We start from the raw sequence: 24581 nt of genomic DNA, 5'->3' as shown, positions 1-24581 counted from the left end.
CTACAGACCGCGGGCCCGGACCGCGGCCTGCCACCCCGCCCTGGTGGCGCTCAGCGCCCGGAGAAGCGCTCCTTGAGCTTGCCCATGACGCTGGAGTCGCGTACGGGCTCGACGTCGTCCTCCCCGCGCAGGCGGGCCAGCTCGGCCAGCAGCTCGCGCTGGCGGTCGTCCAGGTGCGTAGGGGTCTCCACGATGATGGACACGTGCAGGTCCCCGCGGCCCTTGCGGCGCAGGCGCCCCACGCCCAGGCCGTCGAGGACCACCTCGTCGCCGGGCTGGCTGCCGGCCTTGACGGTGACGTTCTGCTCGCCGTCGAGGGTCTGCAGCGGGAAGACGGCGCCCAGGGCGGCCGCGGTCATGGGTACGCGCAGCTCGGTGTAGAGGTCGTCGCCGTCGCGCTCGAGGAACTCGTGCGGCTTCTCGTGGATCTCCAGGTAGAGGTCGCCGTTGGGGCCGCCGGCCGGGCCGGCCTCGCCGCGCCCCGACATGCGGATACGGGTCCCGGTGGACACCCCGGCGGGGATGGAGACCTCCAGGTCCTGGCGCACACGGGTGCGGCCCTCACCCGAGCAGTCCTTGCAGGGGGTGACGATGACGGTGCCGTAGCCCTGGCAGCCCGGGCAGGGTGAGGAGGTCATCACCTGCCCCAGCAGGGTGCGGGTCATGCGCTGGACGTTGCCGATCCCGTTGCACTGGGAGCAGGTGACCGGTTCGGTGCCGGGAGCGCAGCAGGAGCCCTCGCAGGCGGTGCAGGTGACGTAGGTGTCGATGGGAACTGATCGGGTGGCCCCGAAGGCGACATCGGAGAGCTCCACGTCCACGGCCACGAGCGAGTCCTGGCCACGTCGGGCCCGGGAGGCAGGTCCACGGCTGGCCGCTCCCCCGCCGAAGAAGGACTGGAAGATGCCGCCCAGGTCTCCGAAGTCGGCGCCGGCGAACCCGCCGCCGCCTCGCACGGCGTCCTCCCCGCCCAGGTCGTACATCTGGCGCTTGTCGGCGTCGGAGAGGACCTCGTAGGCGGTGGAGACCTCCTTGAACTCCTCCTCGTGGCCGGGGCCGGCGACGTCGGGGTGCAGCTGGCGGGCCTTCTTGCGGTAGGCCCTCTTGATCTCCTCGGGGCTGGCGTCGCGGCTGACGCCGAGGACCTCGTAGTAGTTGCTCACTGCGTTCTTCCTTTACGGCTACGACTTCTGCGGTGGATGTCTGGTGGCGTGCTCGACCGGGCCGCTGTGGGGCGGGTCGGGCGGGCCGGTTCTCACGTCTCCGGTGGGGACAGGAACCGGGAGAGGTAGCGGGCCACGGCCCGGACGGCGGTCATGGTGGCCGGGTAGTCCATGCGGGTGGGGCCGATGACCCCGAGGTGGGCGACGGCCTCACCGGTGCCCGGTCCGTAGGTGGTGGTGACGACGGAGGCCTCGGCCAGGGCGTCGTCGTTGTTCTCCGAGCCGATACTCACGCGCATCCGGTTCTCACCGGCCTGGGCGACGTCGGCGGCGGTGAACAGGCGCAGCAGCACCACCTGCTCCTCGACGGCGTCCAGGAGGGGACCCAGGGAGGAGAAGTCGGGGGTGGCGCGGGCCAGGTTCGCGGTCCCGGCGACGACGAGCCGTTCTTCGGCGTCGGGGCGCAGGGCGGCGACGAGCTCGTCGGAGACGGCCTCGAGCAGGATCCGCTCGTCGGCGGGCGCCTGCTCGGCCAGGGCGGCCAGGATCGGGGCGACGTCGGCGGCGCGGCGGCCCGCGAGGGAGCTGTTGAGGCGGGTGCGCAGGCGCTCCAGGACGAGGGGGTCGACGACGTCGGTGATGTCGAAGCCCCCGTCATGGTGAGAGCTCAAGGAGCCCCTGGACCTGAGGGTCACGGTGCGCTGGTCGACACGGCCGGTGTCGGTGATGATGACCAGCAGGATGCGCTCCGGCCCCAGGGCCACGAGCTCGAGGTGCTGGAGGGCCGCGTACCTGAGGCTGGGGTACTCGACGACGGCGAGCTGGCCGGTCAGCTGGGCCAGTGCTCGCACGGTGCGGGCCACGACCTGCTCCAGGTCGACCGCTCCCGACAGGAGCGCGGTGATGGCGGCCCGCTCGGGCGCCGAGAGGGGTTTGACGCGGGCGACCTCGTCGACGAAGAGCCGGTAGCCCTTCTGGGTGGGCACGCGCCCGGCTGAGGTGTGCGGCTGGTGGATGTAGCCCTCGTCCTCCAGTGCCGCCATGTCGTTGCGGATGGTGGCAGGAGAGACGCCCAGGCGGTAGCGCTCCACGAGGGCCTTGGAACCCACGGGTTCGCGCGTGCGCACGTAGTCGGTGACGATGGCGGACAGGACCTTGAGACGTCGGTCGTTGGCCACGGGTCCTCCTCCCCTCGTCATTGCCGAGACGCGATCAGTGCCGGCGTCGGGCGACAGGCCGCCCGCGCACCGGTGGGGTGCGGCCAGCGGTTAGCACTCACCCCACGTGAGTGCCATCCTACGCTGTGGTCCGGCGGGTCCACCGCCGGTGGACCGTGAGTTTCCCCTACCGTGCCGAGGGTGAACACGCCCGCCCCGTACCGCTCCCCCGTGCCCGGATCGACCGCCGCCCGCCGCGCCGCCCTGAGGGCTCGCGCCAAGGCGGAGCAGAAGCAGCAGGCGCAGGGCGCCCCGACCGGTTCGCGCTCGCGCAGCGGGGCGGCTGCGAGCAAGCCCACTGCCCGCACGCCGTCGTCAAGTGACCGCTACGGCGGGGACGTCCTGTCGGTCAATCCGCACCGCACGGGACCGGGCGCTGTGCGCCCGGAGTCGGTGCACGTGCCGGTGACGCCGGGTCTGGTGGTTGAGGACCGGCAGACCGGGTTCGTCGGTGCCGCGGTGGCGGTGGAGAAGTCTGGCGGTCAGCACGTCGTGGTCCTGGAGGACCGTCACGGTGTGCGCCGCGGTTTCGCTCTGGGGCCGGGGTTCTGGATCGAGCGCAGTCCGGTGGTCCTGGATCCGCCTGTGGCTCGCAGGCGCACGCCCACCGGCCCGGTGAGCGCCGCCGGGAGACGGCTGACGGCCTCGGGTTCCTACGCGGTTGAGGGCGAGCGGGCCAAGGTGGCCCGCGCCTCTCGCATCTGGGTGGAGGGCAAGCACGACGCCGAGCTGGTGGAGAAGGTCTGGGGTGATGATCTGCGCCACGAGGGCGTCGTCGTCCTCATGCTCGACGGCGTCGACAACCTCGAGGAGGTCATGGCCGACTTCGGTCCAGCCCCCGAGCGGCGGGCCGGCGTCCTCGTGGACCACCTCGTGGCCGGCTCCAAGGAGTCGCGGATCGCCCAGCGAGTGACTGAGATGCCCGGCGGGGAGAACGTGCTGGTCCTGGGGCACCCGTACGTGGACGTGTGGCAGGCGGTCAAGCCGACCCGGGTGGGTCTGGATCGCTGGCCGGACGTCCCGCGGGGCACCGACATCAAGCACGGCACCCTGGAGGCCCTGGGCTGGCCGCACGACACCCAGGCCGACGTCGCCCGGGGCTGGCAGCGCATCCTGGCGACGGTGCGCTCCTACAAGGACCTCGAGCCGAGCCTGCTGGGCCGAATGGAGGAGCTCATCGACTTCGTCACCGCCCCGGGCACGCGCTGAGGAGTCACCGAAGAGTCGCCGAGGAGCCACGGCCCTCAACACAGTGCCCTCACGGGGAGTCTCACAGGACACTGCCGTCGTCGAAGGTCACCGTCATGGTCTGCCCGGGTTCCACGAGCTCGAGCCGATCGTCATCGCTCAGCCTGAGGACGGTGTTCCACTTGCGCTCGGGCATCGGGTAGGTGACGTGGGCGATGGAGCCGATCCGTTGGGGTGGGTGAAGTCCCGGGGTCTGGGTTCAGTGCTGAAGTGGCTCATGAGAAACGGCAGGTCGACGTCGTCGGGGAAGAAGACCTCGTAGCGCAGCTCCCGTCCGTGGGGGTCCACGCGCTTGGGCTTGAGGCGCAGGCCCTTGCTGCTCAGCAGGGTTGTCCCCTCCTCCAGCTCGGAGGCATCGCCCTCGAGGCACAGGCCGCACACCCCTTCGGGGCCTCGGTCCCAGGAGAGGAAGCGGCGAGCCGCGCCTCCGCGCGGGCCGAGCGCGAGCAGGCGCCCCAGGAGCGACGGCATGCCTGCGCGGGCCAGGAGCTCCAGGTAGGGGCCGGAAGAAAAGTAGATGAGCGCGTTGTAGGGACGCTTCACTGTGCCGTACTCGACGGCGAAGCCCCTGGCCTCGAAGTCGGCCACTGCCCGAGAGAGGTCCTTGACCTTGTAGATGACGTGTCCCAGCTGCACGTGCTCAGGCTACGCATACGCAATCCGGGAGGGAACCCGCCCTTGCGAGGACAGATGCAGCTGGTGGACCATCAGAGTCCGACAACCAGCTCAGTTGTCCCCACCCTCGGCCTGGTCGGCCAGGGCGAGCCGGCGGGACTGGGAGAGCAGGAAGACGTCGCGGCCCAGGAGCCCCACGGTGAGCAGCCCGCCCAGGACCTTCCACAGGAGGCCCGGGGCGATGAAGAGCAGGACCATGGCGGCGATGACCGGCACCAGGTGCTTCATAGAGCGTCCTACGTAGCCGCCGAAGCTGGGCATCTCGACGCCGTCGGACTCGGCGACGGACTTGACCATGAAGTTCGGGCCGTTGCCGATGTAGGTGATGGCACCGCACAGAACGGCTCCCAGTGAGATGGACACGAGGTAGAGCTCAGGGATCCCGGCCACGTCAGCACCACCGGGGTGGGGCACCTTGCCGGCCATCTCGAAGAAGGTCGCGTAGGTGGGGGCGTTGTCCAGGACGGAGGAGAGCCCGCCGGTGAAGATGAAGAAGGTGACCTCGTTGAGCGGCAGCGAGCCGGCGACCTCGTCGAGGTAGTGCAGGGCAGGGATCATGGTGAGGAAGATGCCGATGAACAGGATGGCGACCTCGGCGATGGGCCCCCAGGTGAACTGGTTGTCCTTGAAACGGACCTCGCGGCTGCCCAGGAAGTAGGAGCCGGCTGCGGAGCCGAGCATGATGAACTCGCGCACGGGGATCCAGTCACCTATGGCGGCATGCCCCTCCTCGATGGCGTGAACGTCAATGGAGGGGGCGAAGGCGACGGCGGCGATGATGACCGCGAAGAAGACGAAGTTGAGCGAGCCCTTGAGGCCCAGGGGCTCGATCTCGGTGTCATCGTCGTGCACGGCCTTGGCGGGCTCCTGGGAGTAGTAGTAGGAGTCCAGGGCGTAGTAGCCCACCAGCAGCATGATGTTGACGAAGAGGTACTCGCGCAGGAGGTTGAAGGTCCAGGTGAAGGGCACCCCGCGCAGGAAGCCCAGGAACAGGGGCGGGTCGCCCAGGGGTGTGAGGAGTCCGCCGCAGTTGGCCACGATGAAGATCGTATACAGCACCGTGTGCACCCGGTAGTGGCGTTCCTTGTTGGTGGCCAGCAGGGGTCGGATGAGGAGCATGGCGGCTCCGGTGGTGCCCACGAAGGAGGCGATGACTCCGCCGACGGCCAGGAAGATCGTGTTGTTGCGGGGCGTGGCCCGGATATCGCCTTTGAGGAAGATGCCTCCGGAGACGACGAACAGGGCCAGCAGCAGGCAGATGAACTGGCCGTACTCCACCACGGCGGCGAAGACGGACGTCCACCCGAGGGAGACCCACATCCAGGCGGCCACCGGCACCCCCAGGCCCACGGCGACGATCAGCTGGCTGGTGTGCTTCTCCCACCAGTGGGCCGTGGCCGGGATCAGCGGCAGGACGGCGATGCAGGCGAGCATGCCCGCGAAGGGCAGGACGGACCACCACTCAAGATGCACGGCGACTTCCTCACAGAATCTGGACGGTTCGTGTCACCATACCGTCCCGGGCATCAGTTTCCCCGGTGAGGGGCTGTGGTCTCTCGTGCTGAGACCGATTTTCCGGCCTGATGCGGGTAGCGGGGCCGCCGGGCCGCGCCGGGCTCAGATCCAGCCGGCCAGTACCTTTCTGGCCTGCTGAGCCAGGGTGGCAATGGCGCCGTCGGAGTCGTTGCCCCAGGGGACGCAGTGGAAGCCGCCACCCCCGGCAGTGGTGAAGGTCTCGCGGTTGAGCTGGTCGACCTCCTCGATCCGGCGGTCGGAGAGGAACTCCCGCAGGAAGGGCCGAACGGCTCTGGGCGTGGGAGCCGACGGCGTGCCGAGGTTGGCCAGGATGAGGGCGGGGCGCTCGCCCGCGCCCGGCAGGTCGGGGGCAGTGGGGTTCAGGGGCACGGAGGAGGCCTCCGGAGATGAGGTCACACGGGAGGACATAATTCCCAGAAGGCGATTCCGCAATTTCCACAAGCCCCGACACGACGCTGAAAGTATCACTGCATCAGCAGGTGCAGGCCTTGAGCGGCCCGCGCCTGCTGGATCGCCGCAATGATCCTCTTCCTGCTCCACGTCACGAACTCCAGATCGCCTCCCCGCGCGGTTGAGATGACAACGGTGACGTGGAGAATGAAGACCTTGGGGCGTGCAGCGAGGATTTCAGCAATAGGGATACGTAGCCGACTTCGGTCATTGTTGAGATTCATGGAGTGGGGCTCGAAGACGACCTCCGTGGTGGTGACCGAGAGATGCCCTCCGCGCGCCACGCGACCCCGCGCGCCAGTGAGGATGGCGGGCAGCGAGATGAACTGCTCAAAAGCGGAAGCCGGCCGGGCGAGATGGTTCGCCGGCACCCTGAGCAGGACCTGCGTTTCAGGTGTCATCTCAGGCGTCATCATCATCGCCGGCCCCTTTCGATTCCGCCCAGCTACTGGCCTGTCGTCAGCCTACTGCGTCACCGGCTCAGCGCGATGGGGAGAAGCACCCTGCAACCCACGCATTCACTCCTCAAGAGCAGCGATGCAGACCGAGAGCGCCTCTTGCACCACGCGCAACTGGGACTCACTAAGCGGCGAAATCATGACCCGCTCGACCTCCACCGTCACCCTCGACGCCTCCCCGAGGAGGTCCCGCCCTTCAGGGGTGAGCTGCACCGGTAGTGCGCGGCCGGAAGACGCCTGGGCGGCACGTTGAGCCAGACCACGGTCCACCAGGGTGCGCAGAAGCGTACTCATGGTCTGGCGGGTCACGAAGGCCTCTCTGGCGAGGTCGGAGGTCGAGGCTCCCGGGGCACGACTGAGCAGCTCGAGACAGAGGTACTGGGGAGCACTCAGCCCCAGAGGTCGGAGGGCCTCGTCCATACGTGCTCGAAGCGCGGCCTGGACATGCTTGAGCTGGTAGCCGAGGAGCTCCCTGGGGTCGTCTTGACTCATAGCAGTATTCTGACATACTCTCGATATGTCAGAAATCTGACATATATCGTCTGAGAGGAGATCTCCATGACTGTCACCGGCCCCGACTTCATCGCCCTGCAGGTGAGCGACCTCGAGCGTTCCGCGGAGTTCTACGAGAACGCCCTGGGACTGCGCCGCACCCCAGCCTCACCTCCTGGCGCCGTCCTCTTCGCCACAACGCCGATCCCCTTCGCGGTTCGCGAGCCCCTGCCCGGAGTTGATCTCTCTGAGGCTCCCCGTCCCGGTCTCGGGGTGGCACTCTGGCTGCACTGCGACGCGGTTCAGGAGCTGCACGACTCGCTCGAGGCCTCAGGAACAGCAATCCTGGCCGATCCTGCTCCCAGCCCCTTCGGCCTGACGTTCACCTTCGCCGATCCGGATGGCTATGCCGTCACCGTTCACGAGAAGGCGTCGTGACCTGAGCCGATCACGCCGGTGAGTGGCCGGTTGAGCCCCAGCAGCCGAGCCGGCCACTCACCGGCGTACAGGCCGAACCCGACACGACAGAAAGGACAACACATTGAGATACTGGCTTGGCGTTGCTTCCAAGGATCATGTGGCTCTGGGGGTGGCTGACGGGTTCTGTCAGCTGTGCCACGGCAAGAAGGCACCGCTTCAACGTATGCGGAGAGGCGACCACATCCTCTACTACTCACCGAAGCAGGAGTTCAGGTCGCGCCGTCCGTGTCAGGCGATCACCGCCTGCGGAGTGGTCACCGGGGACGAGGTCTACCAGTACGAGATGTTTCCCGGTTTCGTTCCGTACCGACGCGACATCGAGTGGCAGACGCCGGTGCGAGAAGTGCCGCTTGATGTCCTGCGCACCCTGCCGGGCTGGAGCGAGGTAGCACCAAAGCTGCGCTTCGGCCACGTGGAGCTGCTGCCTGAGCTGTTCCAGGCGATTCAGGAGTACATGCTGTCGGACGGCGAGTAGCACAGGATGCCGTCAATGAATTGCAGCCAGAAGTCGACGCCCTATCGGCTCACTCGCTCACTGGGTCAGGGCTCGGGTGACGGCGTCGGCCATGAGACGGCCGCGCAGGGTGAGCACCGCCCGGCCCCTCATGGCTGCACTGGCGTCGAGCAGTCCACCGACGACGAGACCCACCAACGACAAGCTCGCCACCTTGATCGCACAGCAGCGACGAGCAACACCCTGTCACTTCCGGTTCTGCACGCTCACCTGTGGTAACTTCTGGTTTCGTCCACTTGTTCGAGGCTCTGGGAGGCTCTCATGACCCAGCCCATCACACAGCTACCACGCGCACGAGTCATCACCGGAGCGGCGGCCGAGCAGGAACTTCACGCGATGGGTCTGATCCCCTCCAACCTCACTCGGTCCTGCGTTGAGGGGCTGCAGAGCGCAGTCATCAGCTACTCATCTTTCGAGCCGGCGATCGCCTTCGGGATCTCCATCTGGTCGAAGATCGTGGGAGCTCTGCGCAAACAGCTCAACGAGGAGGACTGGAAGCACCATGACATCGCCAACGCACCCCGATCGGTCAGCCCAGACGGGAGCATGGCAATCGCAGCAGTTGGCGGCGACGCACAGACTGCTCACGCGAACGGCAACCCGCGCAATGCGCGCATCAAAGGCCCCAGATTCGCCAATGAGATCGAAAACAACGCGGCAAGGAGTAGAGCTCCGAGATACACGCAGTGTCGGCTCAACCTCGGACCTGGAGATGAGGATACAGTTTTCGCCAACCTGCAAACCTGGATCCTGCTCTATTTCTGGGACCGAGCCAGCAATGAGTTACGCCTGGAGCTATCGCTGCCGATAGAATGCGACAAAGGCTTCGTCAGCCAGTGGGAGACGCGCATCATTCTTCCCGCACAAGATCTCTCAGGATATACTGAATTGTCTTCCGGAGACGACATGCAGTCCTATGCAGCCACACAGGACGTGGACTTCGAGATCACCGCTATTTCATGACACTCGAGGCATCGCGAGTCACCTTGGCCAGACAGAGGGCAGGACTGTCCAAGTCAGCGCTGGCCCACAAGACAGGGACGACACCTCGCACAGTGACGACATGGGAGTCTACGGGCCTCCCCTCATCGAGGTTGCTTCAGATCGCCACCATCACAGGGATGCCGCCCGAGTTCTTCTCGACCAAGGAGATTGACCTACTGGAAGAGAAACAGCTGTTCTTCCGGGCACGACGACGCTCTCCATCCGTCTTACTGCGTCGTTCAACAGCCTTCGGAGCACTGGGGGTCGAGTTCTACAGGTCCATTTCCAAACATTTTAGGACACCTGCCCTCAGCCTGCTCGACACCGAGTTTCGCAACTCACCTCAAGAGGCGGCCATGGCTCTGCGTCTAGCATGGGGAATGGGCCTGGAACCTGCTCCCAACCTGGTGCAGATGGCTGAGGCTCATGGAATCAGAGTCCTCGGGATTCCGTTGGCGGACGTCAAAGTGGATGCATTCAGTTTCTGGTCGGCGGACGGACGCCCCTTCATCTTCCTGTCCCGCGTCAAGACAGCGGAGCGTTCACGCTTCGATCTGGCACACGAGATCGGCCATTTGATACTCCACTCAGATGTCACCAAAACCGAAGAGGCAACAGACCGGCAGATCGAGCATGAAGCGAATATTTTTGCCGCCGAGTTCCTGCTTCCCACAGAGTCCTTGCGCGCCAAGTTATCAAGCCCTCCGTCACTCGACACTCTGATGAAGATCAAGATCACCTACGGGACGTCGGCGATCGCAACGGCGCGTTCTATCTATGACGCAGGATTGTTGTCGGACTGGGGATACCGGCAGATGCTCGCTACGCTCACCACACGAGGCTTCCATCACGGAGAGCCAGGCAGTATGCTCCCCTATGAAAAATCACGAGTCTTCAGCACTGTCAATGATCATCTGAGGTCTCGAGGACTCTCAGTCTCAGACTGGGCTAGGACAATCGGTCAACGTCCTGACGATGTTACTGGTTTTATGCTCGGCCAAGCGCTTCACGTAGCCCCAGATACGGGCACGGAATCCAGCTTGGAGAATTCAGGCAGTGAGGAGCACCCGACTGTCAGACCAACACTTCAGATTGTGAAGTAGCTCATTTCAGCAGTAACTGGGGTGGGTTCATCGGGTCAGGGCGCGGGTGACGGTATCGGCCATGAGACGGCCGCGCAGGGTGAGCACCGCCCGGCCCCTCATGGCTGCACTGGCGTCGAGCAGTCCATCGGCGACGAGACCGGCCACAACGGGCACCAAGTGCGGCGGGGTGGCTCCGGCGGCGTCAGGTAGGTCTGTTGGTGGGCCGCTCGGCCCGGACCCGAGGCTCGCCAGCTCGATGCCCTCACGCAGGCGGATGCCCAGCATGATGCGCTCCAGCTCGCGGGAGTCGGCGTCGATGGCCTCGTGCCCGGCCACGGGCAGGTGGCCGGTGGCGATCTGCCCGGCCCAGGCAACCGGGTGCTTGGTGTTCCACAGGCGCACGTCCCCCAGGTGGGAGTGCGCCCCGGGCCCGGCGCCCCACCAGTCCCAGTCGAGCCAGTAGGCCTGGTTGTGGCGGCACTCGGCGCCGGGTCGCGCCCAGTTGGAGATCTCGTACCACTCGTAGCCGGCCTGGCGCAGAACGGCATCGGCCATCTCGTACTTGGTGGCCTCGTCGTCGTCCTCGGGCATCGGCAGCTCTCCGCGGCGGACCTGCCCCCACATCCTGGTGCCCTCCTCGATGACCAGGGCGTAGGCGCTCACGTGGTCCGGGCTGATCCGGGTCACCGCGTCCAGGGAGCGCTGCCAGTCCTCGAGGGACTCCCCCGGCGCCCCGTAGATGAGGTCCAGGGAGGTACTCAGGCCGGTCCGCCGCGCCCACTCCACCACGCGGGGCACCCGGGCGGGCTCGTGGGTGCGCTCCAGGACCTTCAGCACATGGGGCACGGCCGACTGCATGCCGAAGGAGACCCGGCTGAAACCGCCTTCGGCCAGGGCCGCCAGCCCCGCCTCGTCCACGGAGTCCGGGTTGGCCTCCGTGGTCACCTCCGCGTTGGCGGCGAGCCCGAAGCACTCGCGCACCAGCTCCAGCATGCTCACCAGGTCGGAGGCGGGCAGCATGGTGGGGGTTCCGCCACCCACGAAGACGGTCCGGGCTGAACGCACCGGCAGGCCCACGCCGTCCATGGCGCGGCGGGCGGCGCGCAGCTCGCCGGCGAGAGTTCCCACGAAGTCCTCGGCCGAGGCTCCCTGCCCCATGGTCAGGTTCGTGTAGGTGTTGAAGTCGCAGTAGCCGCAACGCACCTGGCAGTAGGGCACGTGCAGGTACACCGAGAACGGGCGCTCTGCCCCGCCCGGAGCGGGGGCGATCACCTGCGCCGGAAGCTCCCCAGTTCCCGGCAGAGGATCGCCCACCGGCTGGGCCGGGCTCAATGGTCGCCGCCTTGGTCTTCGGCCCGTTCATCGCCCCGCAGGACGCCGGCGGGAATGGCCGGCTCGGGCCTGCCGGAGTCGCCCGCGCGGGCCGCGATCTGGGCGCACACGGTCATGAGCACCAGTACTCCCACCACCATGGCGAAAGGGGCCACCCAGCCGCCGCTGCGCTCATGGACCCAGCCCATCACCACCGGGCCGACGGCGGCCAGGCAGTAGCCGGTCGTCTGGATGACCGCGGTGGTCCGGCGGTTCTCGTCGACCGACTCCGAGCGGCGGATGACCAGGGTGAACAGGGCGGCGAAGAAGGCGCCGTGCGCGATGCCCGAGAACATGCAGGGCACCAGCCAGTAGCCGGGGGCCACCGTCAGGCAGATCGGCAGCATGAGCCAGCAGGCGCAGATGACGCCGAGGACCCTGCTGGCCGGCCACCCCAGCGTCTCAAACATCACCGGGACCATCAGAGGCCCCACGATTCCCAGCAGGGAGAAGACGGAGGCGGCAACGCCCGCGACGGACTCACTCATGGCGAGCTCATCAACCAGGGCCGTGGGCAGCCACCCCGAGATCGCGTAGTAGGAGAAGGTCTGGGCTGCGAAGGCCACGGCCATCACCCAGGTCAGGGGGCGTCTCCAGACAGCAGTGCCGGTCGACTGCGTCGGCCGGGCCAGGGAGCGCTCCGTCACCCAGGAGGTCATGCCCGATCGTTCCCGCAGGCTCTGCCTGGGCGCCTGACTGCCGGGCGGGAAGACCCACAGCCACAGTGCCCCAGCCAGCAGCACCGGGATGGCGGTCCAGGCGGCGGCCGAGCCCTGCCAGCCGATGACGAGGGCAAGCGGCACGGCCAGGGCGGTGGCAGCGGTGACGATGACGTTGCAGGTGGAGGAGTACAGGCCCGTCATGAGTGAGGTGCGGTGCCAGAAGTCGCGGCCGATGACCATGGGCGCCACCAGGTTGCCCACTGTCAGCCCCGCCCCGATGATGACGGTTCCGACGAAGGCCGCCCAGGTGGCACCGGCCGAGCGCAGCAGCGCCCCGACCAGAGCCATTCCCAGGGTGAGCAGGCCCGCGGTGTTGATGCCGACACGGCGCACCACGGTCGAGGCCAGCGGGGTGAGCAGCCCGAAGCACAGGATCGGCACGGAGGTCAGTGCGCCGCGGGCCACCTCCCCCATGCCCAGGTCCTGTCCCAGGCGCGTCAGCAGGGGCGGGATGACGCCCACGGGAGCCCGCAGGACCGCGCAGAACCCGAGGAACCCGGCGACGATGACCATGAGCCAGGCGCGGCGGGGCAGCCTGGAGACAATGGTCACGGCCGGTCCGCCGGGTGCAGCAGGCCGTCGCCGCGGCCCTCGCGCAGTCGCCAGGGCTGGGACTCCAGGTGGTTCCAGGCCTGCCCCTCGGCCTCGAGGCGATCCAGCATGGAGGCGCCCCGCTCGGGGATCCAGGCCACCTCGGTGCGCACAGCGGTCAGGTCGCGGATCGTGCGCCCGGCGTCCAGGCCACGCTGCTCGAAGCGGGTCATGACCCGCCCCTCGTAACGGGGCGACCATCCGCCACGCACCCCCGCGGGGGAACCCGGGTCCAGGCCGTTGCCCAGACTGTCCTCCTCGGCGGTCTCGGCCCCCAGGTCGGGTCGGGCACCGGCGTCGTCGTGCCGGAAGTAGGGCAGGGTGGCGTCCGGGCGCAGACCGGTGGGCAGCGCCGCCACGTCCTCGAAGACGTCGCGCATCTGCCAGGCGTAGTCCGCCCAGTCGGTGGCCAGGCGCCACACCCCGCCGGAACGCAGCACCCGCGCCACCGAGTCGGCGAAGGCAGTGGTCACCAGGCGGCGCTTGCGGTGCCGGGGCTTGCGCCAGGGGTCGGGGAAGAAGACCCACACCTCGCTGGCGCAGGACACCGGCAGGGCCGTGGCCAGCAGCTGGGAGGCGTCGGCGGGGACGACGCGCACATTGTGCAGGCCCCGGCGGTGGATCGAGGTCACCAGTCGGGCGATCGCGGTCTCCCAGACCTCCACCGCCAGGTAGTCAGCACCCGGATGGGCGGCGGCATGGGCCAGCAGCGCCTCACCACTGCCCGGCCCGACCTCGACGATCAGCGGCCTGACCTGCCCCACGTGCCCGAAGACCTTCTCCGGCTCCAGGCGGAAGCTCGGGGACACGGTGCGCACGGCATCGGCCCGCGGCACATCGACCACGTAGCGGGGCCCGAGCTCGGCCAGGGCCTCGGCCTGGACGGGGCGCAGCCTGCCGCCGGAGCGCGAGAAGGAGCGTACCCGCGAGTGGATGGCGTGGGAGCGGGGCGGGTGGTGCTGAGCCATGCGGAGCCTTATGTCCTTTACTTCTGTGAGGTCTCGAAACCGTCTGCCTGGTGCCTTCAGGCGCTGGGCGGCGCGGTCAGCCGACCTGCTCGTGGGCGGCGGCGCGCACGTACTTCTTGGTGAAGGGGGCGATCACGCAGTTGCCGAAGACCTCGGAGTTGAGCAGCCCCTGGGCGTCGCGCGGGTCGTGGTGGGCGAACCAGCGCCGGCAGGTGACCCGGTGCCCCGGGGCGGAGACCACGCGCACCTCGTCGCCGGCCTGCACCGCGCCCTCGTCAAGCACTGCCAGGTAGACGCCCACCCGGTTGCGCGCCGAGAAGACCTCCACCCAGTCCGCGCGGCCCACACCGCGGGCGAAGGTGGCGCACGGGTTGCGCACACCGGTCACCCTGACCCGCAGTCCTCCGTTGCTCGGGTCGCCGATGGACAGGATCGCACCGATCTCCACGTCATCGATGTCGCCCTCGATGAGGAGGTTCTCCCCCAGCCGCCCCGGCTCGATACCGCCCAGGACCTCGGACCAGTGTCGCTGCTCAGCAGCGCTCATGACATAGAGGGCCTTGTCACTGCCCCCGTGGTGGGCGCGGTCCCCGTGCTTGTCGGTGACGATCCCGGTGCGGCCGACCTCGACCGGCCCGTCGACGGCGCCCTTGTGGATCGCCGAGACGCCTGCCTCTCCGGCGTCGGGCCGCAGCCCCTTGACAGTGCACACCGCGCTGACGGTTCCCACCAGGTCACCGTCGTGGAACGGTGAGGGCTCATCATGGTGACGCCCGTCCGCGCCGGCGTGGGGCTCGCCCAGGACCCGGGCCAGCTCCCGGGTCAGGACCAGGCCGGAGCCGTCGTCGGTCAGGGCAGCGTCAACCGTGGTCTGCCTGCTCGTGTCGCTCATGTCCGCAGCCGTCCTTCCGTCATCCGCCGGCGCCGTCCTGGTCCTGCTCGATCCTGCTCGTGCCCGCTGGCTGGACTACTTGCCCGGCTTGGTGCCGGTGGGCGTGTCCGCGCCGAGGGCCGCGATGAAGGCCTCCTGGGGCACCTCGACCCGGCCGATGGCCTTCATGCGCTTCTTACCCTCCTTCTGCTTCTCCAGCAGCTTGCGCTTACGGGTGATGTCACCGCCGTAGCACTTGGCGAGCATGTCCTTGCGCAGGGCCCGGATGGTCTCGCGGGCGATGACGCGGGTGCCGATGGCCGCCTGCACGGGAACCTCGAACTGCTGGCGCGGGATGAGGTCCTTGAGACGCTTGGTCATCATGACGCCGTAGGAGTAGGCCGAGTCGCGGTGGACGATGGCGCTGAAGGCGTCCACCTTGTCCCCGTTGAGCAGGATGTCAACCTTGACCAGGTCGGCGTCCTGGGAGCCGTCCGCCTCGTAGTCCAGGGAGGCGTAGCCGCGGGTCCGCGACTTCAGGGAGTCGAAGAAGTCGAAGACGATCTCCGCCAGCGGCAGCACGTAGTGCATCTCCACGCGTGACTCGGAGAGGTAGTCCATGCCCTGCATGGTGCCGCGACGTGACTGGCACAGCTCCATGACCGTGCCCACGAACTCGCTGGGGGTCAGGATCGTGGCCCGCACCACCGGCTCGGAGACGGAAGCGACCTTGCCCTCAGGGAACTCGCTGGGGTTGGTCACCGTGTGCGTGGTGCGGTCCTCCATGGTCACCTCGTAGACCACGGAGGGGGCGGTGGAGATGATGTCCAGGTTGAACTCGCGCTCCAGGCGCTCGCGGATGATCTCCAGGTGCAGCAGGCCCAGGTAGCCGCAGCGGAAGCCGAAGCCCAGGGCCACCGAGGTCTCCGGCTCGTAGGTCAGGGCGGCGTCGTTGAGCTTGAGCTTGTCCAGGGCGTCGCGCAGGGCCGGGAAGTCCGAGCCGTCCACCGGAAACAGGCCGGAGAAGACCATAGGCTTGGGGTCCTGGTAGCCCGACAGCGGCTCGTCGGCCGGTGCCGCCGCGGAGGTGACCGTGTCACCGACCTTGGACTGGCGCACGTCCTTGACCCCGGTGATGAGGTAGCCGACCTCGCCGGCCCCCAGGCCGGCCGACGGCGTGGGCTCGGGGCTGATGACGCCGATCTCCAGGAGGTCGTGGACGGCCTTGGTGGAGAGCATCTCGATGCGCTCGCGGGGCTTGAGGGCGCCGTCGACAACGCGCACGTAGGTGACCACGCCGCGGTAGGTGTCGTAGACGGAGTCGAAGATCATGGCGCGCGCCGGAGCGTCGGGATCGCCGTGCGGGGGCGGGACGGTCTCGACGATCCGGTCGAGCAGCTTGGGCACGCCCTGCCCGGTCTTGCCGGAGACTTTGAGGATGTCATCGACGTCGCAGCCGATGAGGGAGGCGATCTCCTCGGCGTGCTTCTCCGGCTCGGCGGCAGGCAGGTCGATCTTGTTGAGGACCGGGATGATGGTCAGGTCCCCCTCGATGGCCATGTAGAGGTTGGCCAGGGTCTGGGCCTGGATGCCCTGGGCTGCGTCGACCAGGAGGACCGCACCCTCGCAGGCGGCCAGGGAGCGGTTGACCTCGTAGGAGAAGTCGACGTGACCGGGGGTGTCGATCATGTTGAGCGCGTACGCGCGCGTGACGCCGTCGTCGCCCTCAATGGCCCAGGGCATGCGCACGGCCTGGGACTTGATGGTGATGCCGCGCTCGCGCTCGATGTCCATGCGGTCCAGGTACTGGGCGCGCATGTCACGGGGCTGGACGACGCCGGTGGCCTGGAGCATGCGGTCGGCCAGGGTGGACTTGCCGTGGTCGATGTGCGCGATGATGCAGAAGTTGCGCAGCCGGGCCTGCTCGGTGGCGGCAGGCTGGACGCTGGTCATCTGCTCTGGTGTGGGGATCGGTGACACGGGGATCGGTTCCTGGCTCTTCCTCATATCCGGCATGGGTCTGAGGCAAGTCTCCCACGACGGCGGCCCACCACCCCAGCCCGCCGGGCCAGCCAGCAGTGTGAGGTGCGGCCGCACGCCGGCTCCCCATGGTTCCTATGAACATGCGGCGTAGACGAGCTCACGACCGGACACCGTTCGACTTAGGTTAGCCTTCCTCACATGCTGGAACGGATCCACAGCCTGCCCTACCCCTGGGTCTTCCTGTTCTTCTGGTGCCTGGCCATGATGCGCTCGCACACCATGTACTGGATCGGCCGGGGCATCACGGCGGGGACCGCGCGCACCCGGTGGGTCTCGCTGCTCGAGTCGCCCATGTACGCCCGCGCACAGGCGTGGTCGGCCCGCTGGGGCGTGCTGGCCGTACCGATGTCCTTCCTGACCGTCGGCCTGCAGAGCGTCATCCAGATCTCCGCGGGCGTGGCCCGTATGCCGCTGCGCCGCTACGTGGCGGCCACGGCCGCCGGGGCGATCGCCTGGGCCGCCGTCTACACGACCATCGGGATGGCGATCCTGACGGCGTGGCTCACCGGGCCGATCGGCCGCATCGTCGTCATCCTGGCCGCCGCGGCGCTGATCGTCTCCATCGTGGTCCGCCGTCGACGACGGACCACGATCACTGAGACGGCTGGTGAGACCGGTTTCGTCTCCCAGGGTCGGCAGGGTTAGAGTGACCGCCATGACGACACGGCGCACGACCTGGTGGTGGCTCCCCTCGAGGCGAGCCGCCATCCTGACGCGCTAGGACGTACCGGCTCGCTCACCGCGGGCCCGCCCGACGCATGAGTGAGAGGCCCGCCTGACCCACGATCTCAGGAAAGAGGCCCCATGCCCCCCACCGTGTCCGACACCGCACCTTCGGCCGCACCGCCTGCGGCCTCACCAACTGTCCTCACGCGCCCGGTGCGCTACCCCTCCGACGGCGGTGAACTGCTGGAGCACCTGACCCGAGCCGGCCAGCTGCGCACCACCCACAACCCGGCAGACGACAACGCGGCTGTACGCCCCGTGGACTGCGTGCTGCTGGAGAGCGCCGACATCACCACCAAGGCCTCGCGCACCACGGTCGCCATCCTGGAGGCCTCGGCCAGGCTGACCTGCTGGGGCGGCACCGTGACCGCCGAGGCCCTGGACGTCGTCAACGGCGAGCACGCCGGGTCCGACGGCCTCGCGGCCCTGACCCGCCTGGAGGAGCACCTGGGCGAGCACGTCACCGACCGCTCCCCCGGCCGGCTCACCCTCACCCTGCCCACCAGCGTCGACGACGACCCCACCCTCGAGGAGCGCGAGCGCCTGACGGCCCTGTCCACGATCGAGCCCCTGCGGGTGCTGGCCCAGGCTGAGGTCGACCATCCCCACCTGCCGTTGGAAGCCGGGGCCTTCGCCTTCGACTACCTGTCCACCTTCGAGTCCCTGCCCGAGGTGGCCCAGGGCGCCAACACCTGCCCGGACTACCTCTTCTACGACGCCCGCATCATCCTCGTCGTCGACCACCCCACCCGGGAGGCGACCCTGGTGGGTGCCTCGGTCGACACCGCCGACCTGGAGCGGCGCATGGACGCGTTAGCAGCCGCCATCGACAGCATCGACAACGCAGCCGACGTCGAGGCGCCGGCCTCGTCCACCGACGGCGCCGCCTCCCCCGTCCTGCACGCGGTGCCCACCACCTCGGACGTCGACTTCGAGGCGGTTGTGGAGGAGATGCGCGGCTACATCGCCGACGGCGACGTCTACCAGGTGGTGCCCTCACGCGGCTTCACCATCGCCTGCCCGGATGCGCTGGCCGCCTACCACGTGCTGCGCCACGCCAACCCCAGCCCCTACATGTTCTACCTGGCCGCCCCGGACTTCGAGCTCTTCGGCGCCTCCCCGGAGTCGGCGCTGCTGCACTCGGCACGCACCGGTCGGGTCGCCATCCGCCCGATCGCCGGGACCCGGCCGCGCGGGCTGCACCCTGACGGTTCAGTGGATCACGAGCGTGACACCCGCCTGGAGCTGGAGCTGCGCACCGATGCCAAGGAGGTCGCCGAGCACGTCATGCTCGTGGACCTGGCCCGCAACGACGTCGCCCGAGTCAGTCGCCCCGGTACCCGCAGCGTCCAGGACCTTCTGCGCGTGGACCGCTACAGCCGGGTGATGCACCTGGTCTCGGAGGTCTCCGGTGAGCTCGCCGACGACCTGGACGCCCTGGACGCCTTCCGCGCCTCCATGACGATGGGAACCCTCACCGGAGCCCCCAAGCTGCGGGCCGCCGAGCTCATTCGCCAGGCCGAGGGCGTGCGCCGCGGCTCCTACGGCGGCTCGGTGGGCTACATCCGCGGCGACGGCGAGCTGGACACCTGCATCGTCATCCGCTCGGGCTTCGTGACGGACGGGAGCGCCCTGGTCCAGGCCGGTGCCGGCGTCGTGGCGGCATCCTCCCCGGCCGCCGAGGTCGCTGAGACCGTCCACAAGGCCCGCGCCGTCCTGGAGGCGGTCGCCGCCGCACAGGGCGCCGCACTCATCATCGACACGACCGGCAAGGAGGCCTGAGCCATGGCAATCACCAGCACTCAGCACCACGGACAGGACGTGAGCCAGCACCCCGAGGGCAGCAGCACCGCAGCGGCCCAGGCCCCGGCCCGTGTGGTCCTGCTCGACAACCGCGACTCCTTCGTCTACAACCTCGTCGACCAGTTCGCGACCCTCGGCTCCCAGATCGAGGTCTACCGCAACAACGTGCCGGCCTCCCGAGTGCTCGCTGCCCTCGAGCCCACCGCGGCCGAGCGCGAGGCCGGGCACCGCCCGGTCCTGTGCCTGTCCCCCGGGCCGGGCTACCCGGCGACGTCGGGCTGCCTCATGGAGCTCATCGCCACCGCCCTGGAGCAGGCGATCCCCGCGCTGGGCATCTGCCTGGGCTTCCAGGCCCTCGTCGAGGCCTGCGGTGGACGGGTCGCCCCGGTGGGTCCGGTCCACGGCCGCTCCGACCGCGTCGAGGTCACCGAGGCGGGCCGCACCGACCCGGCCTTCACGGTGCTCAACGGCGGACCACTGGACGTGGCCCGCTACCACTCCCTGGGCACGCGCACGCTGCCCGAGGCCCTTGTCAGCCTAGCCCGCACCGCACCGGAGGACGACAGCGGAAGCGGCGGTATCGTCATGGCGGCCCGGCACCGGTCGGTACCGGCGGTCGGGCTGCAGTTCCACCCCGAGTCGATCCTCACCCCGCAGGGACCTGCGCTGCTCAAGGCCATCACCGCCGACCTGGCTCGGACCCCCTGAGCCACGCCGCCCCGCGCTGTCCCGCAGTTCCCGACAGCTGCCGCACCGCTCGGGCAGAATCACCCCGAGCGCCCCACATGCCTCAGCCACCTGAATAAGGAGCCACAGACCGATGAGTGAGACCAACAGCGCGGCCCCCGCCGCGGCGGAGGGCAGGCCTGCTGCCACGGCGCAGGAGGCGCACGAGCTGCTGCGAGAGGTGGTTCAGGGACGGCGCCTGAGCCGTGAGCAGGCCTCCACGGTCTTCGCCGCCCTGGGCGCCGGTGACCTGTCCGAGGTGGAGACGGCGGCGCTGCTGGCGGCGCTGCATGCCCGCGGCGAGGAGCCCCAGGAGGTCGCCGGGGCCGCGAGCGCCTTCCGCCAGGCGGCCCGGGCCTTCCCGTCGGTGTCCTTCCCGCTGGTGGACGTCGTCGGTACCGGGGGCGACGGCGTGGGCACGATCAACATCTCCACGGGGGCGGGCCTGGTGGCCGCCTCGATGGGGGTCGCGGTGGCCAAGCACGGCAACCGGGCCGTGTCCTCCAAGACGGGGGCGGCCGACGTCATCGCCGAGCTGGGGCTGCCCCTGGATGTGGAGCCGGCCACGGCGGTCGAGCTGCTGGCCCGTGACCACTTCACCTTCCTGTTCGCCCAGGCCTACCACCCGGCGATGCGGCATGTGGCACCGGTGCGCAAGGCGCTGGCCACGCCCACGATCTTCAACGTCCTGGGGCCGCTGGTGAACCCGGCCCACCTGACCTTCCAGCTCATGGGCGTGTGGGACCCGGGCATGCTGGACATGATCGCTGAGGCGATGGTCCAGCTGGGGCGCGAGCGTGCGCTCGTGGTTCACGGCTCGGGCCTGGACGAGATCGCCGTCCACAGGCCGACCCTCGTGCGTGAGGCGACGCCCGACGGGGTGCGGGCCTACGAGGTCACGCCCGAGGATCTGGGGGTGACCTCCTACGAGCTGGCCGACCTGCTGGGTGGGGAGCCGGCCGACAACGCCCGCCTGCTGCGCGAGGCCGTCTCGGGTGAGGGACGGCCCGCCCACCGCGACGCCATCGCCGTCAATGCCGGCGCCCTGCTGTATCTCATCGGCAGGGCCGACAGCCTCGCAGGCGGCACTGCGGCGGCCCTGGAGCAGATCCTTTCCGGTGGCGTGGCCCGCCACCTGGAGTCCATGACCAAAGCCAGTGACCTCATCACTGAGACGGCCTGAGGAGAAGCCGTGACCACCCCCGACATCGCCCCTGTTCCCACCGCGTCACCCGATGGTGCCGGCCCTGGCGAGCGCGCTCACCGTGAGCCGGTCGAGGCGCGTCTCATCGCCACGGGCACCGTCCTGGACTCGCTCGTCCAGGAGCGCCGCGAGCGCATCGATGAGCTGCGCGCCCGCTTCGGACACCTGAGAGCCGAGGAGCTGCCGCGCTCGCAGCGCTCCTTCGCGGACGCCCTGCGTACCCGCAGCGGTCAGGGCCGCAGCCCGCAGCCGGCTCTCATCATGGAGTGCAAGGCGGCCTCGCCCTCGCGCGGCACCATCCGCTCCGACTACGACCCGGCCTCGCTGGCCGCGCAGTACGCGCCCTACGCGGCCGCGGTCTCGGTGCTCACCGAGCCCGACCGCTTCAACGGCTCATTCGACGACCTGGCGGCTGTGCGTGAGGTGGTGGACGTCCCCGTCCTGTGCAAGGACTTCATCGTCGATGAGGTTCAGGTGCTGGCGGCCCGCAGTCTGGGGGCGGACGCGGTCCTGCTCATGCTCTCGGTGGTGCCCGACGACGTCTATCGCGAGCTGGCTGAGCTGGCTCACGGCCTGGGGATGGAGGTGCTCACGGAGGTCTCGACCCCGGAGGAGATGCATCGCGCCTCGACCCTGGGGGCGGAGGTCATCGGTATCAACAACCGCGATCTGCGCACCTTGGACACGGATCTGGCGCGTACCGAGGAGCTGGCTCCTCTGGCTCCGGCGGGGGTGGTCCTCGTGGGTGAGTCGGGGGTCGGCGCTCCCGAGGACGTGCGGCGCCTGTCCGGCCTGGTGGACGCCCTCCTGGTGGGCTCGTCCCTGTCCGGGGCCGCGGACCCGGGCGAGGCCGCTCGGGAGCTGGCCGACGCGGTGCCGCTGCCACAGCCGGGAGGGGAGGGCGCATCGTCGGGGCTGGACCGGGACGGCCAGGGGGCGGGGCACCACCCGCGCCTGCCCGCCTTCTTCGGCCCCTACGGGGGCCAGTTCGTGCCCGAGCTGCTGATTCCAGCGCTGGACCAGCTCGAGGACGCCTTCATCGACGCCCAGGCGGATCCGGCCTTCGCCGCTGAGCTGGACACGTTCATGACCCGCTACCTGGGGCGCCCCACGGCGGTCACCGAGCTGTGCAACCTGCCGTTGGAGGGCAACGCCCGTATCCTGCTCAAGCGCGAGGACCTGGTCCATGGGGGTGCCCACAAGGGCAACCAGGTTCTGGGCCAGGCCCTCCTGGCCAAGCGGATGGGTAAGCAGCGCATCATCGCTGAGACCGGCGCCGGCCAGCACGGGACGGCCACGGCCATGGTCTGCGCCCTGCTGGGTCTGGACTGCACCATCTACATGGGGGCCACCGATGTCGTGCGTCAGGCGCCCAATGTCGAGCGCATGGAGCTCATGGGGGCCACGGTGGTTCCGGTGGACAGCGGCGCGGGTACGCTCAAGGACGCCGTCAACGAGGCGCTGCGCGACTGGACCGCCTCCTTCGCCGACACCCACTACCTGCTGGGCACTGCCGCCGGTCCCCACCCCTTCCCCACGATCGTGCGCGAGTACCACCGGGTCATCTCCCGGGAGGCCCGTGCCCAGGTCCTGGGCCTGACTGGGCGGCTGCCGGACTCGGTCATCGCCTGCGTGGGCGGTGGCTCCAACGCGATCGGTATGTTCGCGGACTTCATCGACGACCCGGGGGTCGAGCTCATCGGGGTTGAGCCGGCCGGTGAGGGGCTGGACACGTCCCGTCACGGCGCCCCCATCAACAAGGGCCTGGTGGGAATCCTCCACGGTGCGCGCAGCTACCTCATGCGCACCTCCGAGGGGCAGGTCGAGGAGTCCTTCTCCGTCTCGGCGGGCCTGGACTACCCGGGCGTGGGGCCCGAGCACGCCTGGCTGTCGGACACCGGCAGGGCCCGATACGTGGGTATCAGCGACGACGAGGCGATTGAGGCCTTCCGGCTGCTGTCGCGCCACGAGGGGATCATCCCGGCCATGGAGTCCGCCCACGCCCTGGCCCAGGCGCTGGCCATGGCCCGGGAGGTGCCCGACGGCGAGGAGCCCCCGGTCCTGCTGGTGTGCCTGTCGGGACGTGGGGACAAGGACCTCGACCAGGTGCAGGCGAGGTTGGGGGGCTCCTTCTCCACTGACGGTGCCGTGGCCAGGGCCTCACGGATGGTGGAGCAGATGGGCAAGCGCACCGAGTACGCGGGCCTGAACGCCGCCAGGAGCACCAGTCTGACCACCGGCCCGGATGAGGAGTTCTGAGATGAGCCGCTATCCCGCGATGTTCGCCGCCCTCAAGGAGCGCGGTGAGGGCGCCTTCGTTCCCTTCGTCATGGTCGGCGACCCCGACCCGGACACCAGTGAGGCCGTCATCGAGGCGCTCATCGCCGGTGGGGCCGACGCCCTGGAGCTGGGTGTGCCCTTCACCGACCCGGTCGCCGACGGCCCCACGATCCAGAGGGCGCATGTCCGGGCCCTGGCCGCGGGAGCGGGATTCCGCGACTGCCTGGAGGTGGTCGCGCGGGTGCGGCGGCGCCACCCGAGGCTGCCCATCGGCATGCTCATCTACGGCAACGTGCCCTTCGCGATGGGCCTGGAGCGCTTCTACTCCCAGTGCGCGCAGGCCGGCATCGACTCGGTGCTGCTGCCCGACGTCCCGATCCGCGAGTCGGCCGCCTTCAGCCGGGCCGCCGAGGACGCCGGTGTCGACGCCGTCTACATCGCCCCTCCGTCGGCCGCCGCCGAGACCCTGGACGCGGTGGCGGCAGCCTCACGCGGCTATGTCTATGCCGTCTCCCGGGTGGGCGTCACCGGCACCGAACGGGCCTCCTCCACCGTGGGGCTTGCTGAGTCGGTGGAACGACTGCGCGCCGACGCCGCCGCGCCTGTCATGCTGGGCTTCGGCATCTCCACGCCCGAGCAGGTCGCCGAGGCCATCGCAGCCGGTGCTGACGGTGCCATCAGCGGCTCGGCCACGGTCAAGATCGTGGAGCGCTACGCCCCTGAGATCGTGGCAGCCTCTTCTGGCGACAACGGCGGAGGCGGTGATGAGGAGCGCCGCCACTACGCGCTCGGCGCACTGCGCAGTGACCTTGTCACCTTCACCGCCACGATGAAGGAGGCCACGCGCCCACACTGATGGGCGATGTCTGGCAGACGGGTCGAGAAGAACAACGACAACAACAACGACAAAGGTCGGTTGCACCAAGAGGTGGATGCAACCGACCTTTGTCCATTTCTTTGAAGAGGGTGGAGAA

General features: G+C 69.0%; 24 protein-coding genes. 11 read left to right on the top strand and 13 right to left on the bottom strand.

What is annotated here, in order from left to right; translation table 11 throughout:
- Positions 1 to 50: 50 nt before the first annotated feature.
- Positions 51 to 1163, bottom strand: a complete 1113-nt coding sequence (dnaJ, locus tag FBF36_RS05585) for a molecular chaperone DnaJ (protein WP_009397527.1) — start codon at positions 1161 to 1163, stop codon at positions 51 to 53.
- A 92-nt stretch (positions 1164 to 1255) separates the two neighbouring features.
- Positions 1256 to 2341, bottom strand: coding sequence for a heat-inducible transcriptional repressor HrcA (gene hrcA / locus FBF36_RS05580; protein WP_138137262.1), 1086 nt, complete (start codon positions 2339 to 2341; stop codon positions 1256 to 1258).
- Between the two features lie 180 nt (positions 2342 to 2521).
- Here hrcA and FBF36_RS05575 point away from each other — a divergent pair, with 180 nt between their 5' ends.
- Positions 2522 to 3589 (top strand): DUF3097 domain-containing protein, encoded by a 1068-nt coding sequence (locus FBF36_RS05575; protein ID WP_412784062.1) that lies wholly within the window; start codon positions 2522 to 2524, stop codon positions 3587 to 3589.
- A 138-nt stretch (positions 3590 to 3727) separates the two neighbouring features.
- Here the strand turns inward: FBF36_RS05575 and FBF36_RS05570 are convergent, their stop codons facing one another.
- The 5 genes from FBF36_RS05570 to FBF36_RS05550 form a co-directional block, all read right to left on the bottom strand.
- Positions 3728 to 4264 (bottom strand): VOC family protein, encoded by a 537-nt coding sequence (locus FBF36_RS05570; protein WP_225792475.1) that lies wholly within the window; start codon positions 4262 to 4264, stop codon positions 3728 to 3730.
- 90 nt (positions 4265 to 4354) lie between these two features.
- Entirely contained in the window at positions 4355 to 5776 is a 1422-nt protein-coding gene (locus FBF36_RS05565; RefSeq protein WP_009397533.1) for a sodium:proton antiporter, read from the bottom strand.
- Between the two features lie 144 nt (positions 5777 to 5920).
- Positions 5921 to 6247: a ferrochelatase gene (locus tag FBF36_RS13790; RefSeq protein WP_009397534.1), complete on the bottom strand. Its 327-nt coding sequence runs from the start codon at positions 6245 to 6247 to the stop codon at positions 5921 to 5923.
- Between the two features lie 56 nt (positions 6248 to 6303).
- Entirely contained in the window at positions 6304 to 6708 is a 405-nt protein-coding gene (locus FBF36_RS05555; RefSeq protein WP_009397535.1) for a hypothetical protein, read from the bottom strand.
- Between the two features lie 99 nt (positions 6709 to 6807).
- Entirely contained in the window at positions 6808 to 7239 is a 432-nt protein-coding gene (locus FBF36_RS05550; RefSeq protein ID WP_009397536.1) for a MarR family winged helix-turn-helix transcriptional regulator, read from the bottom strand.
- A gap of 66 nt (positions 7240 to 7305) precedes the next feature.
- On the opposite strand from FBF36_RS05550, the gene FBF36_RS05545 reads away from it, so the two are divergent.
- Both FBF36_RS05545 and FBF36_RS05540 read left to right on the top strand, forming a co-directional pair.
- Positions 7306 to 7677 carry a VOC family protein gene (locus tag FBF36_RS05545; protein ID WP_009397537.1) on the top strand — a complete coding sequence of 124 codons (372 nt, stop codon included), beginning with the start codon at positions 7306 to 7308 and terminating at the stop codon, positions 7675 to 7677.
- Positions 7678 to 7780: 103 nt separating this feature from the next.
- Positions 7781 to 8194 carry an EVE domain-containing protein gene (locus FBF36_RS05540; protein ID WP_034493024.1) on the top strand — a complete coding sequence of 138 codons (414 nt, stop codon included), beginning with the start codon at positions 7781 to 7783 and terminating at the stop codon, positions 8192 to 8194.
- 57 nt (positions 8195 to 8251) lie between these two features.
- On the opposite strand, the gene FBF36_RS13660 is transcribed toward FBF36_RS05540, so the two are convergent.
- Positions 8252 to 8377 (bottom strand): hypothetical protein, encoded by a 126-nt coding sequence (locus FBF36_RS13660; RefSeq protein ID WP_263970030.1) that lies wholly within the window; start codon positions 8375 to 8377, stop codon positions 8252 to 8254.
- Between the two features lie 117 nt (positions 8378 to 8494).
- Between FBF36_RS13660 and FBF36_RS05535 the strand changes: the two genes are divergently transcribed.
- Both FBF36_RS05535 and FBF36_RS05530 read left to right on the top strand, forming a co-directional pair.
- Positions 8495 to 9196: a hypothetical protein gene (locus FBF36_RS05535; protein ID WP_009397541.1), complete on the top strand. Its 702-nt coding sequence runs from the start codon at positions 8495 to 8497 to the stop codon at positions 9194 to 9196.
- 158 nt (positions 9197 to 9354) lie between these two features.
- Positions 9355 to 10320, top strand: a complete 966-nt coding sequence (locus tag FBF36_RS05530) for an ImmA/IrrE family metallo-endopeptidase (protein WP_225792474.1) — start codon at positions 9355 to 9357, stop codon at positions 10318 to 10320.
- Positions 10321 to 10347: 27 nt separating this feature from the next.
- On the opposite strand, the gene hemW is transcribed toward FBF36_RS05530, so the two are convergent.
- From hemW to lepA, 5 genes are all read right to left on the bottom strand, one after another.
- Positions 10348 to 11634, bottom strand: coding sequence for a radical SAM family heme chaperone HemW (gene hemW / locus FBF36_RS05525; RefSeq protein ID WP_009397543.1), 1287 nt, complete (start codon positions 11632 to 11634; stop codon positions 10348 to 10350).
- Positions 11631 to 12947, bottom strand: coding sequence for a CynX/NimT family MFS transporter (locus FBF36_RS05520; protein ID WP_009397544.1), 1317 nt, complete (start codon positions 12945 to 12947; stop codon positions 11631 to 11633). Before FBF36_RS05520 ends, hemW begins: the two co-directional genes overlap by 4 nt.
- Entirely contained in the window at positions 12944 to 13954 is a 1011-nt protein-coding gene (gene trmB / locus FBF36_RS05515; RefSeq protein ID WP_009397545.1) for a tRNA (guanosine(46)-N7)-methyltransferase TrmB, read from the bottom strand. The genes FBF36_RS05520 and trmB overlap by 4 nt, the downstream gene beginning before the upstream one ends.
- A 76-nt stretch (positions 13955 to 14030) precedes the next feature.
- On the bottom strand, positions 14031 to 14846 hold the full coding sequence (locus FBF36_RS05510) for an MOSC domain-containing protein (RefSeq protein ID WP_009397546.1): 816 nt from the start codon (positions 14844 to 14846) through the stop codon (positions 14031 to 14033).
- Positions 14847 to 14921: 75 nt separating this feature from the next.
- Complete coding sequence (gene lepA / locus FBF36_RS05505; RefSeq protein WP_009397547.1) at positions 14922 to 16841, bottom strand: translation elongation factor 4; 1920 nt, start codon at positions 16839 to 16841, stop codon at positions 14922 to 14924.
- 165 nt (positions 16842 to 17006) lie between these two features.
- On the opposite strand from lepA, the gene FBF36_RS05500 reads away from it, so the two are divergent.
- The 6 genes from FBF36_RS05500 (at position 17007) to trpA (ending at position 24463) form a co-directional block, all read left to right on the top strand.
- Entirely contained in the window at positions 17007 to 17513 is a 507-nt protein-coding gene (locus FBF36_RS05500; RefSeq protein WP_009397548.1) for a DedA family protein, read from the top strand.
- Positions 17514 to 17672: 159 nt separating this feature from the next.
- A complete protein-coding gene (locus FBF36_RS05495; protein ID WP_034493029.1) occupies positions 17673 to 19376 on the top strand; it encodes an anthranilate synthase component 1 in 1704 nt (567 codons plus the stop codon).
- A gap of 3 nt (positions 19377 to 19379) precedes the next feature.
- Positions 19380 to 20105: an anthranilate synthase component II gene (locus FBF36_RS05490; protein WP_009397550.1), complete on the top strand. Its 726-nt coding sequence runs from the start codon at positions 19380 to 19382 to the stop codon at positions 20103 to 20105.
- A gap of 112 nt (positions 20106 to 20217) precedes the next feature.
- Positions 20218 to 21306, top strand: a complete 1089-nt coding sequence (trpD, locus tag FBF36_RS05485) for an anthranilate phosphoribosyltransferase (protein WP_009397551.1) — start codon at positions 20218 to 20220, stop codon at positions 21304 to 21306.
- Between the two features lie 9 nt (positions 21307 to 21315).
- Complete coding sequence (gene trpB, locus FBF36_RS05480; RefSeq protein ID WP_138137258.1) at positions 21316 to 23586, top strand: tryptophan synthase subunit beta; 2271 nt, start codon at positions 21316 to 21318, stop codon at positions 23584 to 23586.
- Between the two features lies 1 nt (position 23587).
- Entirely contained in the window at positions 23588 to 24463 is an 876-nt protein-coding gene (gene trpA, locus FBF36_RS05475) for a tryptophan synthase subunit alpha (protein ID WP_138137256.1), read from the top strand.
- Positions 24464 to 24581 lie beyond the last annotated feature (118 nt).

It is taken from the genome of Actinomyces sp. oral taxon 171 str. F0337 (assembly GCF_005696555.1).
GTDB classification, from domain to species: Bacteria; Actinomycetota; Actinomycetes; order Actinomycetales; family Actinomycetaceae; genus Actinomyces; species Actinomyces oris_E.
This window is presented reverse-complemented; position numbering and strand designations above follow the sequence as displayed.

What these genes read in the sequence shown, in the direction of transcription:
- FBF36_RS05535 (WP_009397541.1), top strand. Translation starts at nt 8,495, where the DNA reads ATGACCCAGCCCATCACACAGCTACCACGCGCACGAGTCATCACCGGA.
- FBF36_RS05555 (WP_009397535.1), bottom strand. Translation starts at nt 6,708, where the DNA reads ATGATGATGACGCCTGAGATGACACCTGAAACGCAGGTCCTGCTCAGG.
- trpA (WP_138137256.1), top strand. Translation starts at nt 23,588, where the DNA reads ATGAGCCGCTATCCCGCGATGTTCGCCGCCCTCAAGGAGCGCGGTGAG.
- FBF36_RS05500 (WP_009397548.1), top strand. Translation starts at nt 17,007, where the DNA reads ATGCTGGAACGGATCCACAGCCTGCCCTACCCCTGGGTCTTCCTGTTC.
- trmB (WP_009397545.1), bottom strand. Translation starts at nt 13,954, where the DNA reads ATGGCTCAGCACCACCCGCCCCGCTCCCACGCCATCCACTCGCGGGTA.
- FBF36_RS05495 (WP_034493029.1), top strand. Translation starts at nt 17,673, where the DNA reads ATGCCCCCCACCGTGTCCGACACCGCACCTTCGGCCGCACCGCCTGCG.
- FBF36_RS05490 (WP_009397550.1), top strand. Translation starts at nt 19,380, where the DNA reads ATGGCAATCACCAGCACTCAGCACCACGGACAGGACGTGAGCCAGCAC.
- FBF36_RS05545 (WP_009397537.1), top strand. Translation starts at nt 7,306, where the DNA reads ATGACTGTCACCGGCCCCGACTTCATCGCCCTGCAGGTGAGCGACCTC.
- lepA (WP_009397547.1), bottom strand. Translation starts at nt 16,841, where the DNA reads ATGCCGGATATGAGGAAGAGCCAGGAACCGATCCCCGTGTCACCGATC.
- FBF36_RS05550 (WP_009397536.1), bottom strand. Translation starts at nt 7,239, where the DNA reads ATGAGTCAAGACGACCCCAGGGAGCTCCTCGGCTACCAGCTCAAGCAT.
- trpD (WP_009397551.1), top strand. Translation starts at nt 20,218, where the DNA reads ATGAGTGAGACCAACAGCGCGGCCCCCGCCGCGGCGGAGGGCAGGCCT.
- FBF36_RS05510 (WP_009397546.1), bottom strand. Translation starts at nt 14,846, where the DNA reads ATGAGCGACACGAGCAGGCAGACCACGGTTGACGCTGCCCTGACCGAC.
- FBF36_RS13790 (WP_009397534.1), bottom strand. Translation starts at nt 6,247, where the DNA reads ATGTCCTCCCGTGTGACCTCATCTCCGGAGGCCTCCTCCGTGCCCCTG.
- FBF36_RS05530 (WP_225792474.1), top strand. Translation starts at nt 9,355, where the DNA reads ATGCCGCCCGAGTTCTTCTCGACCAAGGAGATTGACCTACTGGAAGAG.